Source organism: Pseudomonas juntendi, from assembly GCF_009932375.1.
GTDB lineage: Bacteria > Pseudomonadota > Gammaproteobacteria > Pseudomonadales > Pseudomonadaceae > Aquipseudomonas > Aquipseudomonas juntendi.
Map to the genome: position 1 here is coordinate 1 of NZ_BLJG01000613.1, position 437 is coordinate 437.

Sequence of the window (437 nt, forward strand, 5' to 3'; positions counted from 1 at the left end):
GCAAGCAACCGCTCCATCAGCGTGTCCGGCTCCGCGTTCGTCCACGCCACTGACGCCGTCGATACCTTTGCACTGTCATGCATCACCCTCGGCTTCTGGCCGGGACTCGGGATGACAGTTTCCGCTGTGGGAAATTTCTGCATTACGGCTACCAACGAGACAGTGACGCCTACTGGCGGCATAACTTGTTCGGCCCTTGGTGACGCGGTTAACCGCCACTTACTACGGCCTCGGCTGACTTCTGCACGTTTGCCACTGTGCTACCGAGCGTCGAGAGGCGACGGGACGAGCGAGCAGAAGTCAGCCGAGGCCGTAGTAAGTGGCGGTTAACCGCGTCACCAAGGGCCGAACAAGTTATGCCGCCAGTAGGCGTCACTGTCTCGGTGGTAGCCGTAATGCAGAAATTTCCCACAGCGGAAACTGTCATCCCGAGTCCC

At 59.5% G+C, this 437-nt stretch carries 1 pseudogene; it reads right to left on the reverse strand.

Going from position 1 to position 437, the window contains the following annotated elements:
* A pseudogene (locus GYA94_RS28465) lies at positions 1-182 on the reverse strand (group II intron reverse transcriptase/maturase); the annotation flags it as partial.
* Positions 183-437: the final 255 nt, after the last annotated feature.